The following is a 14,217-nucleotide window of genomic DNA, read 5'->3' on the forward strand; positions in this document are numbered from 1 at the left end:
TTGACGTTCTCTGAAGTTCTTTGAAGCTTGTTGAAGCTCTGTGAAGTTCTTCGACTGCTAGAGGTACCGATCAGGGCTCAGTGGGGGGGTGACGGGCGCGTACCGGACCGGCGGTCCGGGGTCCGCCGGGATCCGGTCGGCCAGGAAGCCGTACGCGCGCCGCAGTTCGGGGTCTTCGAGGGAGTGCCACCAGCGGTGGACGCCGTACCAGCCGGGCGCCGCGAGGGCACCGCCGTGCCCGCGCACCGACAGCCCGGCGGCGAGGACCGCGAAGCGCAGCCGTTCCTCCAGCGGCCAGCCGCCGAGCGAGGCCGCGACGAAGCTCGCGCCGAAGACGTCACCGGCGCCCGTCGCGTCCAGGACATCGATGTCAAGGGCCGGGACGTCCGCGTACTCGCCCGTCGTCTGGTCCACGGCGACCGCGCCGTCGCCGCCCCGCGTGACCACCGCCACCGGCACCAGTTCGGTGAGTGTGCCGAGCGCCCCCATCGCGCTGTCGGTACGGGTGTAGGCCATCGCCTCGGCCTCGTTGGGGAGGAAGGCGTGGCACAGGGAGAGCTGGTCGAGGAGGTCGCGGGACCACTGCTGGGTGGGGTCCCAGCCGACGTCGGCGTAGATCTGGGTGCCGTTCGCGGCGGCCTTGGCGATCCAGCCGCGCGGCTCGGCCTCGATGTGCACGAGGGCCGTGCGCGCCTCGGGCGGGTCACCCATGAGCTCGTCCTGCGAGTACGGGGGTTCCTGGCCGTGGGTGACCAGGGCACGGTCGTGGCCGTACGCGAGGGAGACGGTGACCGGGGTGTGCCAGCCGTCCGCGATACGGGAGAGCGAGAGGTCGACGCCCTCCTGGCCGGCGAGGACACCGTGGCAGTACGCGCCGTAGGAGTCGTCGCCGAAGACCGTGGCGAGGGAGGTGCGCAGGCCGAAACGCGATGCCGCCACGGCCAGGTTGGCGATGCCGCCGGGGCTGACGCCCATGCCGTCGGTCCAGATCTCCTCACCCGGCGTCGGCGGCTTGCCCAGTCCGGTGAGGACGAGGTCGTAGAAGAGCAGCCCGGTCAGCAGGACATCGGGCCGTTCGTCGCCCACGGGCGCATCCTCTCGTCAAAAGTCTGCAAGCGGTGCACAGGATCGTGCGCGCATCCAGCCAATTTGGCAAGAGTCGAGCAGAACTGAGCATAGAAATGACGGGGAATGACGAGTACTGTTCATTCCGTGCTGGCAGAACGACGACATCAACTCATCCTGCGGGCCTTGCGCTCCGGCGGTCCCGCGGCCGTGACCGATCTCTCCGAACAGCTGGGTGTGAGCCCGGCCACGGTCCGCCGTGACCTCCTGAAACTGGAGGAGGAGGGCCTGCTCACGCGGGTGCACGGCGGCGCGGTCGCGGACGAGGGCGACCAGCCCTTCGCCGAGGTCGCCGAGGTCCGCGTGCCCGAGAAGGACGCCATAGCCGCGAAGGCCGCGTCGATGGTCCAGGACGGCCAGTCCGTCCTCCTGGACATCGGCACCACCGCGTACCGGCTGGCCAGACAGCTGCACGGCCGCCGGATCACCGTGATCACCAGCAACCTGGTGGTCTACGAGGAGCTGGTGGACGACGAGGACATCGAGCTGGTGCTGCTCGGCGGCATGGTCCGCCGCGAGTACCGCTCCCTGGTCGGCTTCCTCACCGAGGACAATCTGCGCCAGCTGCACGCCGACTGGCTCTTCCTCGGCACCAGTGGCATCCGCCCCGGCGGCCAGGTCATGGACACCACCGTCGTCGAGGTACCGGTCAAGCGCGCCATGATCAAGGCCGGGGAGCGGGTGGTCCTGCTCGCCGACCGGGCGAAGTTCCCGGGCACCGGCATGGCGAAGGTCTGCGGCCCCGAGGAGCTCGACGTGGTGGTGACGAACGCGCCGGTGGACGCGGCGACGCGGTCCTCGTTGGAAGAAGCGGGCGTACAGGTGGTCGTGGCGTGATTCCTCGCCGCGTGACCTGCGTCCCTGCACGAACTGCAAAGGTGGTAGTTGCGTGAGGCTGACCATTCTGGGCGGCGGCGGATTCCGCGTCCCGCTCGTGTACGGCGCGCTCCTCGGGGACCGCGCCGAGGGCCGCGTCACCCACGTCGTGCTGCACGACCTGGACGCGGAACGGCTCTCCGCCGTGGCCCGCGTCCTCGCCGAGCAGGCGGCGGGCGTGTCGGACGCGCCCGAGGTGACCGTCACCACCGACCTCGACGAGGCCCTGCGCGGCGCCGACTTCGTCTTCTCCGCGATCCGCGTCGGCGGCCTCGAAGGACGTGCGGCGGACGAGCGGGTCGCCCTGGACCAGGGCGTCCTCGGCCAGGAGACGGTCGGCGCGGGCGGCATCGCCTACGGCCTGCGCACGGTGCCTGTCGCCGTCGACATCGCGCGACGCGTCGCCCGGCTCGCCCCCGACGCCTGGGTCATCAACTTCACCAACCCCGCGGGCCTGGTCACCGAGGCCATGTCCCGCCACCTCGGCGACCGGGTGATCGGCATCTGCGACTCACCGGTCGGCCTCGGCCGCCGTATCGCCAAGGTCCTGGGCGCCGACCCGCGCGAGGCCTGGATCGACTACGTCGGCCTCAACCACCTCGGCTGGGTGCGCGGCCTGCGCGTCGCGGGCCGCGACGAACTCCCGCGCCTGCTCGCCGACGCCGACCTGCTCGGCTCCTTCGAGGAGGGCAAGCTCTTCGGCCCGGAGTGGCTCCAGTCCCTGGGCGCCGTTCCGAACGAATACCTGCACTACTACTACTTCAACCGCGAAGCGGTCCGCGCCTACCAGGAGGCGGACAAGACGCGCGGCGCCTTCCTCCGCGAGCAGCAGGCGCACTTCTACGACGAGATGAAGGCGCCGGACGCCGCCGCGCTGACCGCCTGGGACCGCACCCGCGCCGAGCGTGAGGCCACCTACATGGCGGAGAACCGGGACGCGGCAGGTGCCGGGGAACGCGACGCCGACGACCTCTCCGGCGGCTACGAGAAGGTGGCCCTCGCCCTGATGCGGGCCATCGCCCGCGACGAGCGCACCACCCTGATCCTCAACGTCCGCAACCGTTCCACGCTGAGCGTGCTCGACGAGGAAGCCGTCATCGAGGTGCCCTGCCTGGTCGACGCCAATGGCGCGCATCCCGTCGCCGTCGACCCGCTGCCCGACCATGCGACAGGTCTCGTCTGCGCGGTGAAGGCGGTCGAGCGTGAGGTGCTGTCCGCGGCCGAGTCCGGCTCCCGTACGACGGCCGTGAAGGCCTTCGCCCTGCACCCGCTCGTGGACTCCGTGAACGTGGCCCGCAGGCTGGTCGAGGGCTACACCTCGGTCCATCCCGGCCTGGCGTATCTTAAGTAAGCGCTTTCCACCTTCCTGGAGACTTCTCATGCACGACGAACGCCGCCGGATCGAGGAGCGCGTAGAACGCGTCCACGACCAGCGCATCAAGCCCGCGATGTACGCCGCTTCCGTCCCCTTCGCCGTGGAGGCCTGGCAGGCGCCGGGCGAACCCGTCCCCTTCGAGGAGGCCGCGGCCGCCTCGTACGAGCCCTTCACGATGGACACCCCCTGGGGTCCGCCGTGGGGCACCACCTGGTTCCGTATGCGCGGGCAGGTCCCGGCCGAGTGGGCGGGCAAGCGCGTCGAGGCCGTCATCGACCTCGGCTTCACCGGCGACTGGCCCGGCAACCAGGCCGAGGCGCTCGTCCACCGCACCGACGGCACCCCGCTCAAGGCCGTCAATCCGCTCAACCAGTACGTGCCGATCGGCAACCCGGCGACGGGCGGCGAGCAGATCGACTACCTCGTCGAGGCGGCCTCCAACCCGGACATCCTCGCCAATGACTTCGCGCGCCCGACCCCGCTCGGCGACGTCCTGACCGCCGGCGACAAGCCGCTCTACACCTTCCGCCGCGCCGACATCGCCGTCCTCGACGAAGAGGTCTGGCACCTCGCCCTGGACATCGAGGTGCTGCGCGAGCTGATGGTCGAGCTGGCGGAGCACGACCCGCGCCGCCACGAGATCATGCACGCACTCGACCGGGCGCTGGACCTGCTCGACCTCGACGACATCTCCGGCTCGGCCGCGGACGTCCGCGCGGCACTCGCCCCCGCCCTCGCCAAGCCCGCCCACGCCAGTGCCCACACCCTCTCCGGCGTCGGTCACGCGCACATCGACTCCGCCTGGCTGTGGCCGATCCGTGAGACCAAGCGCAAGACGTCCCGCACCTTCTCGAACGTCACCGCGCTCGCGGAGGAGTACGAGGAGTTCATCTTCGCCTGCTCGCAGGCCCAGCAGTACGAGTGGGTGCGCGACAACTACCCGCAGGTGTGGGCCCGTATCCAGGAGTCCGTGAAGAAGGGCCAGTGGGCGCCGGTCGGCGGCATGTGGGTCGAGGCCGACGGCAACCTGCCCGGCGGCGAGGCGCTCGCCCGCCAGCTCATCCACGGCAAGCGCTTCTTCATCGAGCACTTCGGCATCGAGACCAAGGGCGTCTGGCTGCCGGACTCCTTCGGCTACAACGCCGCCTACCCGCAGCTCGCCAAGCTCGCCGGCAACGAGTGGTTCCTGACCCAGAAGCTGTCCTGGAACCAGACCAACAAGCTGCCCCACCACACTTTCTGGTGGGAGGGCATCGACGGAACCCGCATCTTCACCCACTTCCCGCCCGTCGACACCTACAACGCCCGCTTCAGCGGCGTCGAGATGGCCCGCGCCGTGAAGAACTACGCCGACAAGGGCCGTGGCACCCGCTCGCTCGCCCCCTTCGGCTGGGGCGACGGCGGTGGCGGTCCCACCCGCGAGATCATGGAACGGGCGCGCAGGCTGGCCGACCTGGAGGGCTCCGCGAAGGTCGTCGTCGAGCATCCGGACGCCTTCTTCGCGGCCGCTCGCGCGGAGTACCCGGACGCCCCGGTCTGGGTCGGCGAGCTCTACCTGGAGCTGCACCGCGCGACCTACACCTCGCAGGCCCGCACCAAGCAGGGCAACCGGCGCAGCGAACACAAGCTCCGCGAGGCCGAGTTGTGGGCCACGACGGCCGCGCTGCACGCGCCGGGCTACACCTACCCGTACGAGAAGCTCGACCGGCTCTGGAAGACGGTTCTGCTCCACCAGTTCCACGACATCCTGCCGGGGTCCTCGATCGCCTGGGTGCACCGGGAGGCCGAGGCGGAGTACGCGCGCGTCGCCGAGGAGGTCGAGGCGCTCACCGCCGAGGCCGTGGCCGCGCTGGGCTCCGGGGAGACGCGGGTCTTCAACACCAGCCCGTGCGACCGGGCCGAGGTGGTACGGACTTCGGTGGGCGTTCCCATGTACACCGAGGTCCCGGCGAACGGCAGCGCGCTCCTGGGCGTCGCCGAACCGCCGCAAGCGGTGACCGTGACCGGTCGCGTCCTCGAAAACGGTCTCGTCCGCGTGGAGTTGACCGAGGACGGGACCCTGGCCTCCGTACGCGACCTCAAGGCGAACCGCGAAGTCCTCGCCGACAAGGGCAACCTGCTCCGGCTGCACACCGACCTGCCCAACTACTGGGACGCCTGGGACGTCGACAAGCACTACAAGAACCGCTACACGGACCTCCTGGACGCCGACTCGATCACGGTCGTCGACCAGGACCCCCTGCTCGGCGCGATCCGCGTGGAGCGGTCGTTCGGCAAGGGCTCGAAGATCGTCCAGACGATCACCGTCCGGGCCGGCAGCTCCCGTATCGACGTCGAGACCGACATCGACTGGCACGAGGCCGAGAAGTTCCTCAAGGCCGCCTTCCCGGTGGACATCCGGGCCCCGCACTCCTCCGCCGAGATCCAGTTCGGCCATGTCCAGCGGCCCACCCACACCAACACCAGCTGGGAGGCGGCCCGCTTCGAGGTGTACGGCCACCGCTGGGTGCACATCGGCGAACCGGGCTACGGCGTCGCGGTCATCAACGACTCGACGTACGGCCACGACGTCTCCCGCACGGTCCGCGAGGACGGCGGTACGACGACGACCGTCCGACTGTCCCTGGTGCGCGCCCCGCGTGTGCCCGACCCCGAGGCCGACCAGGGCAAGCACCGCTTCACCTACTCCCTCCTGCCGGGGGCGACCATCGAGGACGCGGTCGCGGAGGGTTACGCGCTCAACCTGCCGCTGCGGGTGGCCGATTCGGCCGGTCCGGTCGAGCCCGTCGTCTCCGTCGACGGCGAGGGCGTGACCATCGAGGCGGTCAAGCTCGCCGACGACGCCTCGGGCGATGTCGTCGTACGCCTCTACGAGTCCCGGGGCGGCCGCGCGGAGGGCACCCTCCTCACCGGCTTCCCGCTCGCCGGGGCCCAGGTGACCGACCTCCTGGAGCGCCCGCTCGCGGAGGCGGAGACGGACGGGAACGCGGTCCCGGTCACGCTGCGGCCCTTCGAGGTGCAGACGCTGCGGCTGGCGGTGGCGAAGAAGTGACCCTGCCGCGCAGGAGGGTGACCGCTCCCCCCCCCCATGAAGAACTGAGGAAGCGGTTGGAGGCCTGGTCACGGCGGGTTCACCGCCCGCCGTGACCATGGCCCGTTCTCTGCGGGCGCGTGCCTGGGGGTACCCGGCGGTCTGACCGGCGGGCGGTCCGGGTGGCGGTCCGGGTGGCGGCGTCACCCGCCGAGGAGGCCGGCCTCCGCCCGTGCGAGCGTCGCGGGGTGGCCGAAGAGTCCGGGCAGACCACCGGTGTGCAGGAAGACGGTGCGCTGCCCGGGGGTGATGTCGCCGTCCTCGACGGCCGCGGCCAGCCCCGCCATCGCCCGCCCCGTGTAGATCGGGTCGAGAACGATGCCCTCCGTGCGGGCGGCGAGGGTCAGGGCGCTCATGACGGGTTCGGTGAGCGTGCCGTAGCCCGCGCCGACCCGGTCGAGCCGGACCCGCAGTTCCTCCGGGGTACAGGGCTTGCCGGACAGCTCGGAGGTCAGCTGGGACACGGTCCGCGCGGGTTCGGCGACGGCGCCGACGTGCACGCCCAGCACGCGGGAGCCGCCGAGGTGCGCGACGAGTCCCGCCATGGTGCCGCCCGAGCCGAGCGCGACGACGACCGTCGCCAAGTCGGGTACCTGGTCGTCGAGTTCGCGCGCACACTCGACGTAGCCGCGGGCACCGAGAGCGCTGGATCCCCCGAACGGGATGAGCGCCGGGACCTCGCCCCGCCCCCTCAGTTCCTCGACGACCTCCTGGGCCCGCGACGCCAGCCGCTCGCGGTCGTCCGCCCAGACGACGCCGGCGCCGAAGAGCCCGTCCAGCGCGAGGTTGCCGGACGCGGAGGCTCCCGGCTCTCCGGCGAGCACGAGCACGACGCGGAGCCCCAGCCGGGCGCCTGCCGCTGCGGTCAGCCGTGCGTGGTTGCTCTGCGGCGCGCCGGTGGTCACCAGGGTGGTGGCGCCCTCGGCCAGGGCCGCCCCGCAGGTCCACTCCAGCTTGCGGATCTTGTTGCCGCCGCCGCCCAGGCCGGTCAGGTCGTCGCGCTTGACCCACAGGTCGTCCGGGCCCAGACCGAGCGCACGGGCCAGCCGGGGAGCGGGTTCGAGCGGGGTGGGCCAGCTGCCCAGGCGGGCGCGGGGCGGGGTGCTGTCGGTGGAGGGAGTCGTCATCGTCGGCAGCGTAGCTGGCCCTGCGCCGGCCGGCGGCGCCGGGCGTGAGGGTGCGGTGGGCCGCCCGGATGTCCCGGACGGCCCACCGCACCGACGCACTCCGTTTCGGTCGTCCGTCAGCCGGTGAAACCGGCGTTGATGGACGTGAACTGCCAGTTGGTCTGGCTGATGCCGGAGCAGTTGCTCACCACGCCGCCGCCCGGGCAGGGCCGGTCGCGGTTGACCGACCAGAAGGCGAGCCGTGCGATGTGGTGCGAGTTCGACCAGTCGCGGATCGAGGTCCAGATGGCCGGAGTGGTGTTCTCCTGCTGGTCACTGAGACCGTTCATCCCGGAGATGCCGATGTGGGAGTAGGCCGTGGCGTCGTCCCACCCGAAGGTCGACTTCAGCTTGGTCTTCAGGCCCTCGGCGGCGTTGACGGTATTGCCGTACATGTCGGAGCCGCCGCCGAAGTCGAACGGCATGATCGTGAAGACGTCGATGCCCGCGTTCAGCGACTGCGCCTGCTCGATGAGACGGTTGCCGTAGTAGGTCGGGCCGGTCGTCGAGGTGCCGAAGGTGACGATCGTCTTCAGGCCGGGGTTGTTGGCCTTGACGGTCTTCAGCGCGGTCAGGATCTTCGCCTGGACGGCCTCGTTCTCGAACTCGTCCGTGTTCTCGATGTCCATGTCGATGGCCTTGAGGCTGTAGGCGTCGATCACCTTCTGCAGCGCACCGGCGAGAGCGCTCGCCGAGGAGCAGTTGGCGCCGAGCTTGCTGCCCTGCCAGCCGCCGAACGACGGGACGATGTCACCGCCCGCGGAGCGGATCTGGTTGATGGCGGTCTGGTCGACGCCGCCGGTGAGCGCGCGGCTGCCGTCCCAGGCGGGGGTGCAGCCGCCGGAGTCCAGCATGAACGCCATCGTGAACCACTTGATGCCGGTCGAGCTCATCACCGTGGTCGGGCTCGGCGGGTCGCCCCAGCCTTCGTAGAGATAGGGTGCGGCCTGCTTGAAGCCGGTGCCGCCCCCGCTGCCCGCGTCCGTCGTGACGGCCACGGAGTTCGAGGCCGCCGAGGTGTTCCCGGCCGCGTCGCGCGCCTTGACGGTGAACGTGTAGGCGGTGCTGGCCGACAGCCCGCTGACCGTCGCGCTCGTGCCCGACACGCTGAGCACCTGGTTCGAGCCGCTGTAGATGTCGTACGCGCTCACGCCGACGTTGTCGCTCGACGCGCCCCACGACAGCGACACGCTGGAGGAGGTCTTGCCGGTGGAGGTCAGGCTCGTGGGTGTGGTGGGAGCCTGGGTGTCGGAGCTGCCGCCGGGCCCGTCCAGGCTGATGTCGTCGGCGTAGTAGGTGCCCTGCGCGTACCAGCCGTGGACGTAGATCTTGGCGCTGGTCTGCGAGGCACCGGTGGTGAAGGACACGCTGAGCTGGCTGTACGCCGACGGGGACGTAGTCCAGTTCGAGGCACCGCCGTCCACCCCCAGGTACACATAGCTGCCGCGCACCCAGCCCGAGAGGGTGTACGCCGTGTTCGGCTGCACCGCGACGGTCTGGCTGCACTGGGCGTTGTCACTCGAACTCACCGCCCCCGCAAGGGCTTTGGAGCCGCCGTGCACGGGACTGGAGACGACCGAGCCCAGGTTCCCGGTGCACGTCCAGGGGGAGAGGCTGCCCGACTCGAAGCCGGGGTTGGTCAGGATGTTGGCCGCCTGGGCCGTACCGGGGAGGGCGACCGCCCCGGCCAGGGCCAGGGCGGCGGTGCCGAGGAGAGCGAGGAAACGATGTCTGGAACGTCTGAGATATGTGATGCGCACGCGATCTCCCTGAAGAAATGGGGGTGTTCGGGAGTGCTGAGAGGTGCGCAACCAAGTTGGTATGGACCAATCCCGCTGTCAAGACGCTGAGCGGAAATTGGTCCAGACCGGTAGTCGGGAGGGGGTGGGACTAGGCGGGTGCGATGGCGGCGGTGGCGGAGGCGTTCTCGGTCGCAGGGGCGGGCTCGGGCTCGGTGACAGGGGCGGGCGCGGGTTCCGTGGACTGCGCGGGCACGGCGGGCAGGGCCGGCGCAGGAGTGTCGGCCCGCTGGTGCGGCAGCGACACCGCGCGCACCGGACGCGGGCCCGAGACCACCGTGTAGTCCTGCCCGAGGAACGGCGGGACCACCTCGCCCGTCTCCTCGCCGAGCGCCAACTGCACAGCTGCCCAAGGGGCGTTGACGCCGCACTGGGCGAGCTGGTGCAGTCCGCCGGCCGGACGGGTGTTGACGTCCATGAGCACCGGCTCGTCGCCGAACATGCGGAACTGGATGTTCGTCAGGTAGTGCAGCGCGAACTTCTCCGCGAGCAGACGCGCGGGCTCGATCCAGGACGGGTGAAGGGTGAACCCGCGGCGGCGCCCGTTCTTGGTGCGGCCCACCGCCATGCGGATCCGGCCGTCGGGCCCGGTGAGGCAGTCGACGGACACCTCCGGCTGCTCCAGGCGCGGCATCACCAGCCAGTCCACGGGCTGGTCGGCCGCGCGCAGCGCCTCCACGACCAGATCGAGCGGCACGTACGGACTGGGAAATCCGTTGAGGTGATTGAGTGAGAAGGGGGCGCGCGTGATGACGCGGAAGCCCACCCCGCCCGCCCCCGACGCCGGCTTGAAGCACGCCTTGTGGCCCGCGGCCTCCAGTGCCTCGACCGCCGTGACCAGCTCATCCTCGGTGCGCACCCGCCACCACGGCGGTACCGGCACACCCACCTTCTGGACCGCCTCATAGGCGGTGACCTTGTCCTGGAAGATGGCCACGGCTTCGGCGGGCGGCGCCAGCAGGGCCGTACCGAGCGCGGCGAACTCCGCGCGCTGCGCCACGATCGCGGCCTGGTGCAGGACCGGCACGAACACGTCGATGGAGTGGCGGGCGCAGTGGTCGAGGGCGTACTCGACGTACGCGCGCGGGGACAGGCCCTCGGGCTCCATGGCGGCCACGTCGGCGGCGGCCAGGACGGGGGAGTCGGCATCGCCGTGCGTCGCATGGATCTCGACCGCGCGATGCTGCGGATTACTTCGCAGCTGATCCATGAAGAACACGTTCTCCGCGTACGTGCGGTTGAGCCAGACGCGTACGCGAGAGCCCATACAGGCCACCTTTCACGGTTCGCGGGCACGGCGGAGCAGGCCGTGCCCGGCCAGGGGAGTGGGAGGAACACCAAGCCGCCGTACGCCAAAGCAGGTTCGTGGCGGCCGTGTTGGGGCGATCATAAGGGGCGTGGGACCCCTGTGCTGCTACGGGCGTGTTACGGATTCCCGGAAACGCCCCGCGAGGCGGGTACGGATGCCGGGGAACGGCCCACGGGGACCGGGGCGTGGGCCGGGGCGGACCGGGCGCCGGACAGTGGCGGGCCTTTCTTGTCCCGTGGGGGGCGGATGTGTTCTTGTGTTCCCATTCGTCTTCCTTGGGGGGTGTCGCGGGTGCGGTCGACAGACGGCGGTCATGGGAACCTGCTGGCGATCAGCGATCTGCACATCGGATACGCCGAGAACCGCGCCCTCGTCGAGAAGATGCGCCCCGAGACGGACGACGACTGGCTTCTGGTGGCCGGTGACATCGGAGAGATCGTCGCCGACATCCGGTGGGCCCTGGAAACGCTCAGCAGCCGTTTCCGCAAGGTGATCTGGGTGCCCGGCAACCACGAGCTGTGGACCCACCCGAAGGACGAGGTACAGCTGCGCGGCGTCGCCCGCTACGAGCATCTGGTCGCCCTGTGCCGGGAGTTGGGCGTCATCACCCCCGAGGATCCGTACCCGGTGTGGGACGGTCCCGGCGGCCCCGCGGTCGTCGCGCCGCTCTTCCTGCTCTACGACTACTCGTTCCTGCCGCAGGGCTGCGTGACCAAGGACCAGGGGCTGGCCTATGCCCAGGGCACCGGGGTGATCTGCTCCGACGAGCACCTGCTGCACCCCGACCCCTACCCGAGCCGCGAGGCCTGGTGCCGGGCCCGGGTCGCCGAGACCGAGCGCCGGCTCGCCGAACTGCCCGACGATCTGCCCGTGATCCCGGTCAACCACTACCCGCTGGACCGCCACCCGACCGACATCCTGCGCTACCCCGAGTTCGCGATGTGGTGCGGCACCCGGCTGACCGCGGACTGGCACCGCAGGTTCCGTGTCGAGGCCATGGTCTACGGTCATCTCCACATCCCGCGGACCACCTGGCACGAGGGCGTCCGCTTCGAAGAGGTGTCCGTGGGGTACCCCCGCGAATGGCGCAAACGGCCGGGAACGCCGGGCACACTGCGCCGCATTCTGCCGATGGAGGTCGGAGCCGGTGATGGAGGAGCTGCTCCCGGAGTCGGTCGTGGCCGTGGAGAGCTACGGTGACGACGAGGCCGCGGCCGCGACCCTGTACCCCGAGGAGCAGGCGCTCCTGACACGGGCCGTGGAGAAGCGGCGCCGCGAGTTCACCGCCGTGCGCTCCTGCGCCCGGCGCGCCATGGAGAAGCTCGGCGTGCCCCCAGGACCCGTCCTCCCGGGCGAACGCGGGGCGCCGCAGTGGCCGTCGGGCCTGATCGGCAGCATGACGCACTGCGACGGCTATAGCGCCGCCGCGCTCGCCCGCGCCACCGATCTGGTCTCCCTCGGCATCGACGCCGAACCCCACCTGCCGCTCCCGGCGGGGGTCTTCGACGCCGTGGCCCTGCCCACGGAGGTGGACCGCCTCGACCGTCTGGGCGCGCGGACGCCGGCCGTCCACTGGGACCGGCTGCTGTTCAGCGCCAAGGAGTCGGTCTACAAGGCGTGGTTCCCGCTCACCCGGCAGTGGCTGGACTTCTCCGAGGCGGACATCGACATCGTCCAGGGCCCCGCGACCGGCGGCCCCGTCCTGTCAGGGCGATTCCGCGCCCAACTCCTCGTGCCGGGCCCGCTGGTGGGCGGCGAGCGCGTCGGGGCCTTCGACGGGCGCTGGACCCTCCAGCGGGGCCTGGTCGCGACGGCGGTCACCGTGCCCCGCGCCTGAGCCGGGCCGCGGTCACCGTCCCCGGCGCCTGAGCCCGGCCCATGTCACCGTGGACCACGGCTGAGCCGGCCGTGGGCACCGCCCCTCACCTGGGAGCCGGCTCCGGGCACCAGGTGTGCAGCAGCCGGAAGAACGCCTCCTCGTTGCCCGCGAGCCCGGCAGCCGCCAGCGCCCGCTCCGCCTCGGCGAGCGCGGACGGGGGCACCACGGGTGGTCGGCGCCCGTCGGGCGGACCGTCGAAGGCGGCTCGTACGGTCTGCAGGAGCCGCAGATAGGCCTGCACGGCGGCGCGTTCGTGGTCGGTCAGTACGGCGGTCGGCATCGGACGGCTCTCCCCGGGTCGGCTTGTCGTAGCGGTACATGGCGGTACGTCACTCCAGCTTGCCGTCCGGCACTGACAATCCCGTTTCGGTACGCGGAGGTTCGCCCGCTTAGCGGAGGCGAAACCTCACGGAAATCCCTGGTGGAACGGGAGCCCTACGCTGGAGAGGTGAGCCGGCGGTCGCCTTCACGGCGCCCCGGCAGCTGCCTTCACGGCGGCCTGGACGCTGCCTCACGGCGGCCTGGAACAGGAGGTCGGCCCGTGGTCGACGTACCGCCTCGGCGTCCGCGGCGCACCCCGCGGCTGCGCTCGGTGGGCGACGGGGAACTGAGCCTGCGCCACCGAGTCGTGCACGGCTACCGACGCGCCTACCGGATGGCGGGCGAGGGCCCGGCGCTCGTCCTGATCCACGGCATAGGCGACTCCTCGGCGACCTGGGCGGATCTGATCCCCGACCTCGCCCGCACCCACACGGTGATCGCGCCCGACCTGCTCGGCCACGGGGCGTCCGACAAACCGCGGGCCGACTACTCGGTGGCCGCGTACGCCAACGGGGTGCGCGATCTGCTCACCACGCTCGACATCGAGTCCGCCACCCTGGTCGGGCACTCGCTCGGCGGCGGCGTCGCGATGCAGTTCGCCTACCAGTTCCCCGAGCGCACCGAGCGGCTCATCCTGGTCAGCGCCGGTGGCGTCGGCGGCGAGGTCAACCCCGTACTGCGGGCCGTCTCGCTGCCCGGCGCGCACCTCATGCTCTCCACGCTGCAACTGCCCGGTATGCGCCTCCAAGTAGGCCTGTTCCTCCGTCTGATGAGACTCCTCGACACCGATCTGGGCCAGGACGCACCGGAGTTGCTGAACCTCGTGGACGCGCTTCCCGACGCGACCTCCCGCAGCGCCTTCATCCGCACCCTGCGCGCCGTGGTCGACTGGCGCGGCCAGGCGGTCACCATGCTCGACCGCTGCTATCTCACCGAGGGCATGCCCACGATGCTGCTCTGGGGCGACCGGGACAGCGTGGTGCCCGTACGGCACGCGTACGGGGCGCACAAGGCGATGCCGGGCAGCCGTCTGGAGATCTTCGAGGGGGCGGGCCACTTCCCCTTCCACAGCGACCCGGCGCGCTTCCTGGCCCTCGTCGAGGAGTTCACCAGCACCACGAGCCCCGCCGACTGGAGCCGCGAGCACTGGCGGGAGCTGCTGCGCGCGGGCCGCCCCGGCACGACGGCGGGACAGCCCGACACGGCCCAGAACCGCGCGGCGGAACGGGACCTGCGGGAGGCGAGCGAACGCAGCGCGACCTGACGCCCGCCTGTC

The 14,217-nt window shown here is 71.1% G+C and carries 11 protein-coding genes; 6 read left to right on the forward strand and 5 right to left on the reverse strand.

The genetic code is table 11. The features are described from left to right. Positions 1-57: 57 nt before the first annotated feature. The gene (locus tag OG975_RS40960) at positions 58-1,086 is read right to left on the reverse strand and encodes a carbohydrate kinase family protein (protein WP_406334652.1); all 1,029 of its coding nucleotides are present in this window, start codon (positions 1,084-1,086) and stop codon (positions 58-60) included. 126 nt (positions 1,087-1,212) lie between these two features. On the opposite strand from OG975_RS40960, the gene OG975_RS40965 reads away from it, so the two are divergent. From OG975_RS40965 to OG975_RS40975, 3 genes are read left to right on the forward strand one after another with little or no spacing between them, the layout of a single operon-like run. Next, positions 1,213-1,962: a DeoR/GlpR family DNA-binding transcription regulator gene (locus OG975_RS40965; RefSeq protein WP_327433483.1), complete on the forward strand. Its 750-nt coding sequence runs from the start codon at positions 1,213-1,215 to the stop codon at positions 1,960-1,962. A gap of 52 nt (positions 1,963-2,014) precedes the next feature. Next, the gene (locus OG975_RS40970; protein ID WP_406334654.1) at positions 2,015-3,352 is read left to right on the forward strand and encodes a 6-phospho-beta-glucosidase; all 1,338 of its coding nucleotides are present in this window, start codon (positions 2,015-2,017) and stop codon (positions 3,350-3,352) included. Between the two features lie 28 nt (positions 3,353-3,380). Then, complete coding sequence (locus OG975_RS40975) at positions 3,381-6,428, forward strand: alpha-mannosidase (RefSeq protein WP_406334655.1); 3,048 nt, start codon at positions 3,381-3,383, stop codon at positions 6,426-6,428. 182 nt (positions 6,429-6,610) lie between these two features. Here the strand turns inward: OG975_RS40975 and OG975_RS40980 are convergent, their stop codons facing one another. From OG975_RS40980 to OG975_RS40990, 3 genes are all read right to left on the reverse strand, one after another. After that, a complete protein-coding gene (locus OG975_RS40980) occupies positions 6,611-7,594 on the reverse strand; it encodes a D-cysteine desulfhydrase family protein (RefSeq protein WP_406334656.1) in 984 nt (327 codons plus the stop codon). 116 nt (positions 7,595-7,710) lie between these two features. Next, positions 7,711-9,393, reverse strand: coding sequence for a carbohydrate binding domain-containing protein (locus OG975_RS40985; protein ID WP_406334658.1), 1,683 nt, complete (start codon positions 9,391-9,393; stop codon positions 7,711-7,713). A gap of 130 nt (positions 9,394-9,523) precedes the next feature. Continuing rightward, positions 9,524-10,699, reverse strand: a complete 1,176-nt coding sequence (locus OG975_RS40990; protein WP_406334659.1) for an ATP-grasp domain-containing protein — start codon at positions 10,697-10,699, stop codon at positions 9,524-9,526. A gap of 333 nt (positions 10,700-11,032) precedes the next feature. Between OG975_RS40990 and OG975_RS40995 the strand changes: the two genes are divergently transcribed. Together OG975_RS40995 and OG975_RS41000 are read left to right on the forward strand one after the other, a co-directional pair. After that, positions 11,033-11,941: a metallophosphoesterase family protein gene (locus OG975_RS40995; protein ID WP_381253039.1), complete on the forward strand. Its 909-nt coding sequence runs from the start codon at positions 11,033-11,035 to the stop codon at positions 11,939-11,941. Further along, complete coding sequence (locus tag OG975_RS41000) at positions 11,889-12,578, forward strand: 4'-phosphopantetheinyl transferase (RefSeq protein WP_406334661.1); 690 nt, start codon at positions 11,889-11,891, stop codon at positions 12,576-12,578. The genes OG975_RS40995 and OG975_RS41000 overlap by 53 nt, the downstream gene beginning before the upstream one ends. Before the next feature lie 85 nt (positions 12,579-12,663). Here OG975_RS41000 and OG975_RS41005 read toward each other — a convergent pair whose 3' ends face one another. Then, positions 12,664-12,900: a hypothetical protein gene (locus OG975_RS41005; RefSeq protein ID WP_330308826.1), complete on the reverse strand. Its 237-nt coding sequence runs from the start codon at positions 12,898-12,900 to the stop codon at positions 12,664-12,666. Between the two features lie 261 nt (positions 12,901-13,161). Here OG975_RS41005 and OG975_RS41010 point away from each other — a divergent pair, with 261 nt between their 5' ends. Next, positions 13,162-14,205, forward strand: a complete 1,044-nt coding sequence (locus OG975_RS41010) for an alpha/beta fold hydrolase (RefSeq protein WP_406334662.1) — start codon at positions 13,162-13,164, stop codon at positions 14,203-14,205. Positions 14,206-14,217: the final 12 nt, after the last annotated feature.

Origin of the sequence: Streptomyces sp. NBC_00203 (genome assembly GCF_045206325.1) — a bacterium.
Classification (GTDB): domain Bacteria; phylum Actinomycetota; class Actinomycetes; order Streptomycetales; family Streptomycetaceae; genus Streptomyces; species Streptomyces lutosisoli.

What these genes read in the sequence shown, in the direction of transcription:
- OG975_RS40975 (WP_406334655.1), top strand. Translation starts at nt 3,381, where the DNA reads ATGCACGACGAACGCCGCCGGATCGAGGAGCGCGTAGAACGCGTCCAC.
- OG975_RS40980 (WP_406334656.1), bottom strand. Translation starts at nt 7,594, where the DNA reads ATGACGACTCCCTCCACCGACAGCACCCCGCCCCGCGCCCGCCTGGGC.
- OG975_RS40990 (WP_406334659.1), bottom strand. Translation starts at nt 10,699, where the DNA reads ATGGGCTCTCGCGTACGCGTCTGGCTCAACCGCACGTACGCGGAGAAC.
- OG975_RS41005 (WP_330308826.1), bottom strand. Translation starts at nt 12,900, where the DNA reads ATGCCGACCGCCGTACTGACCGACCACGAACGCGCCGCCGTGCAGGCC.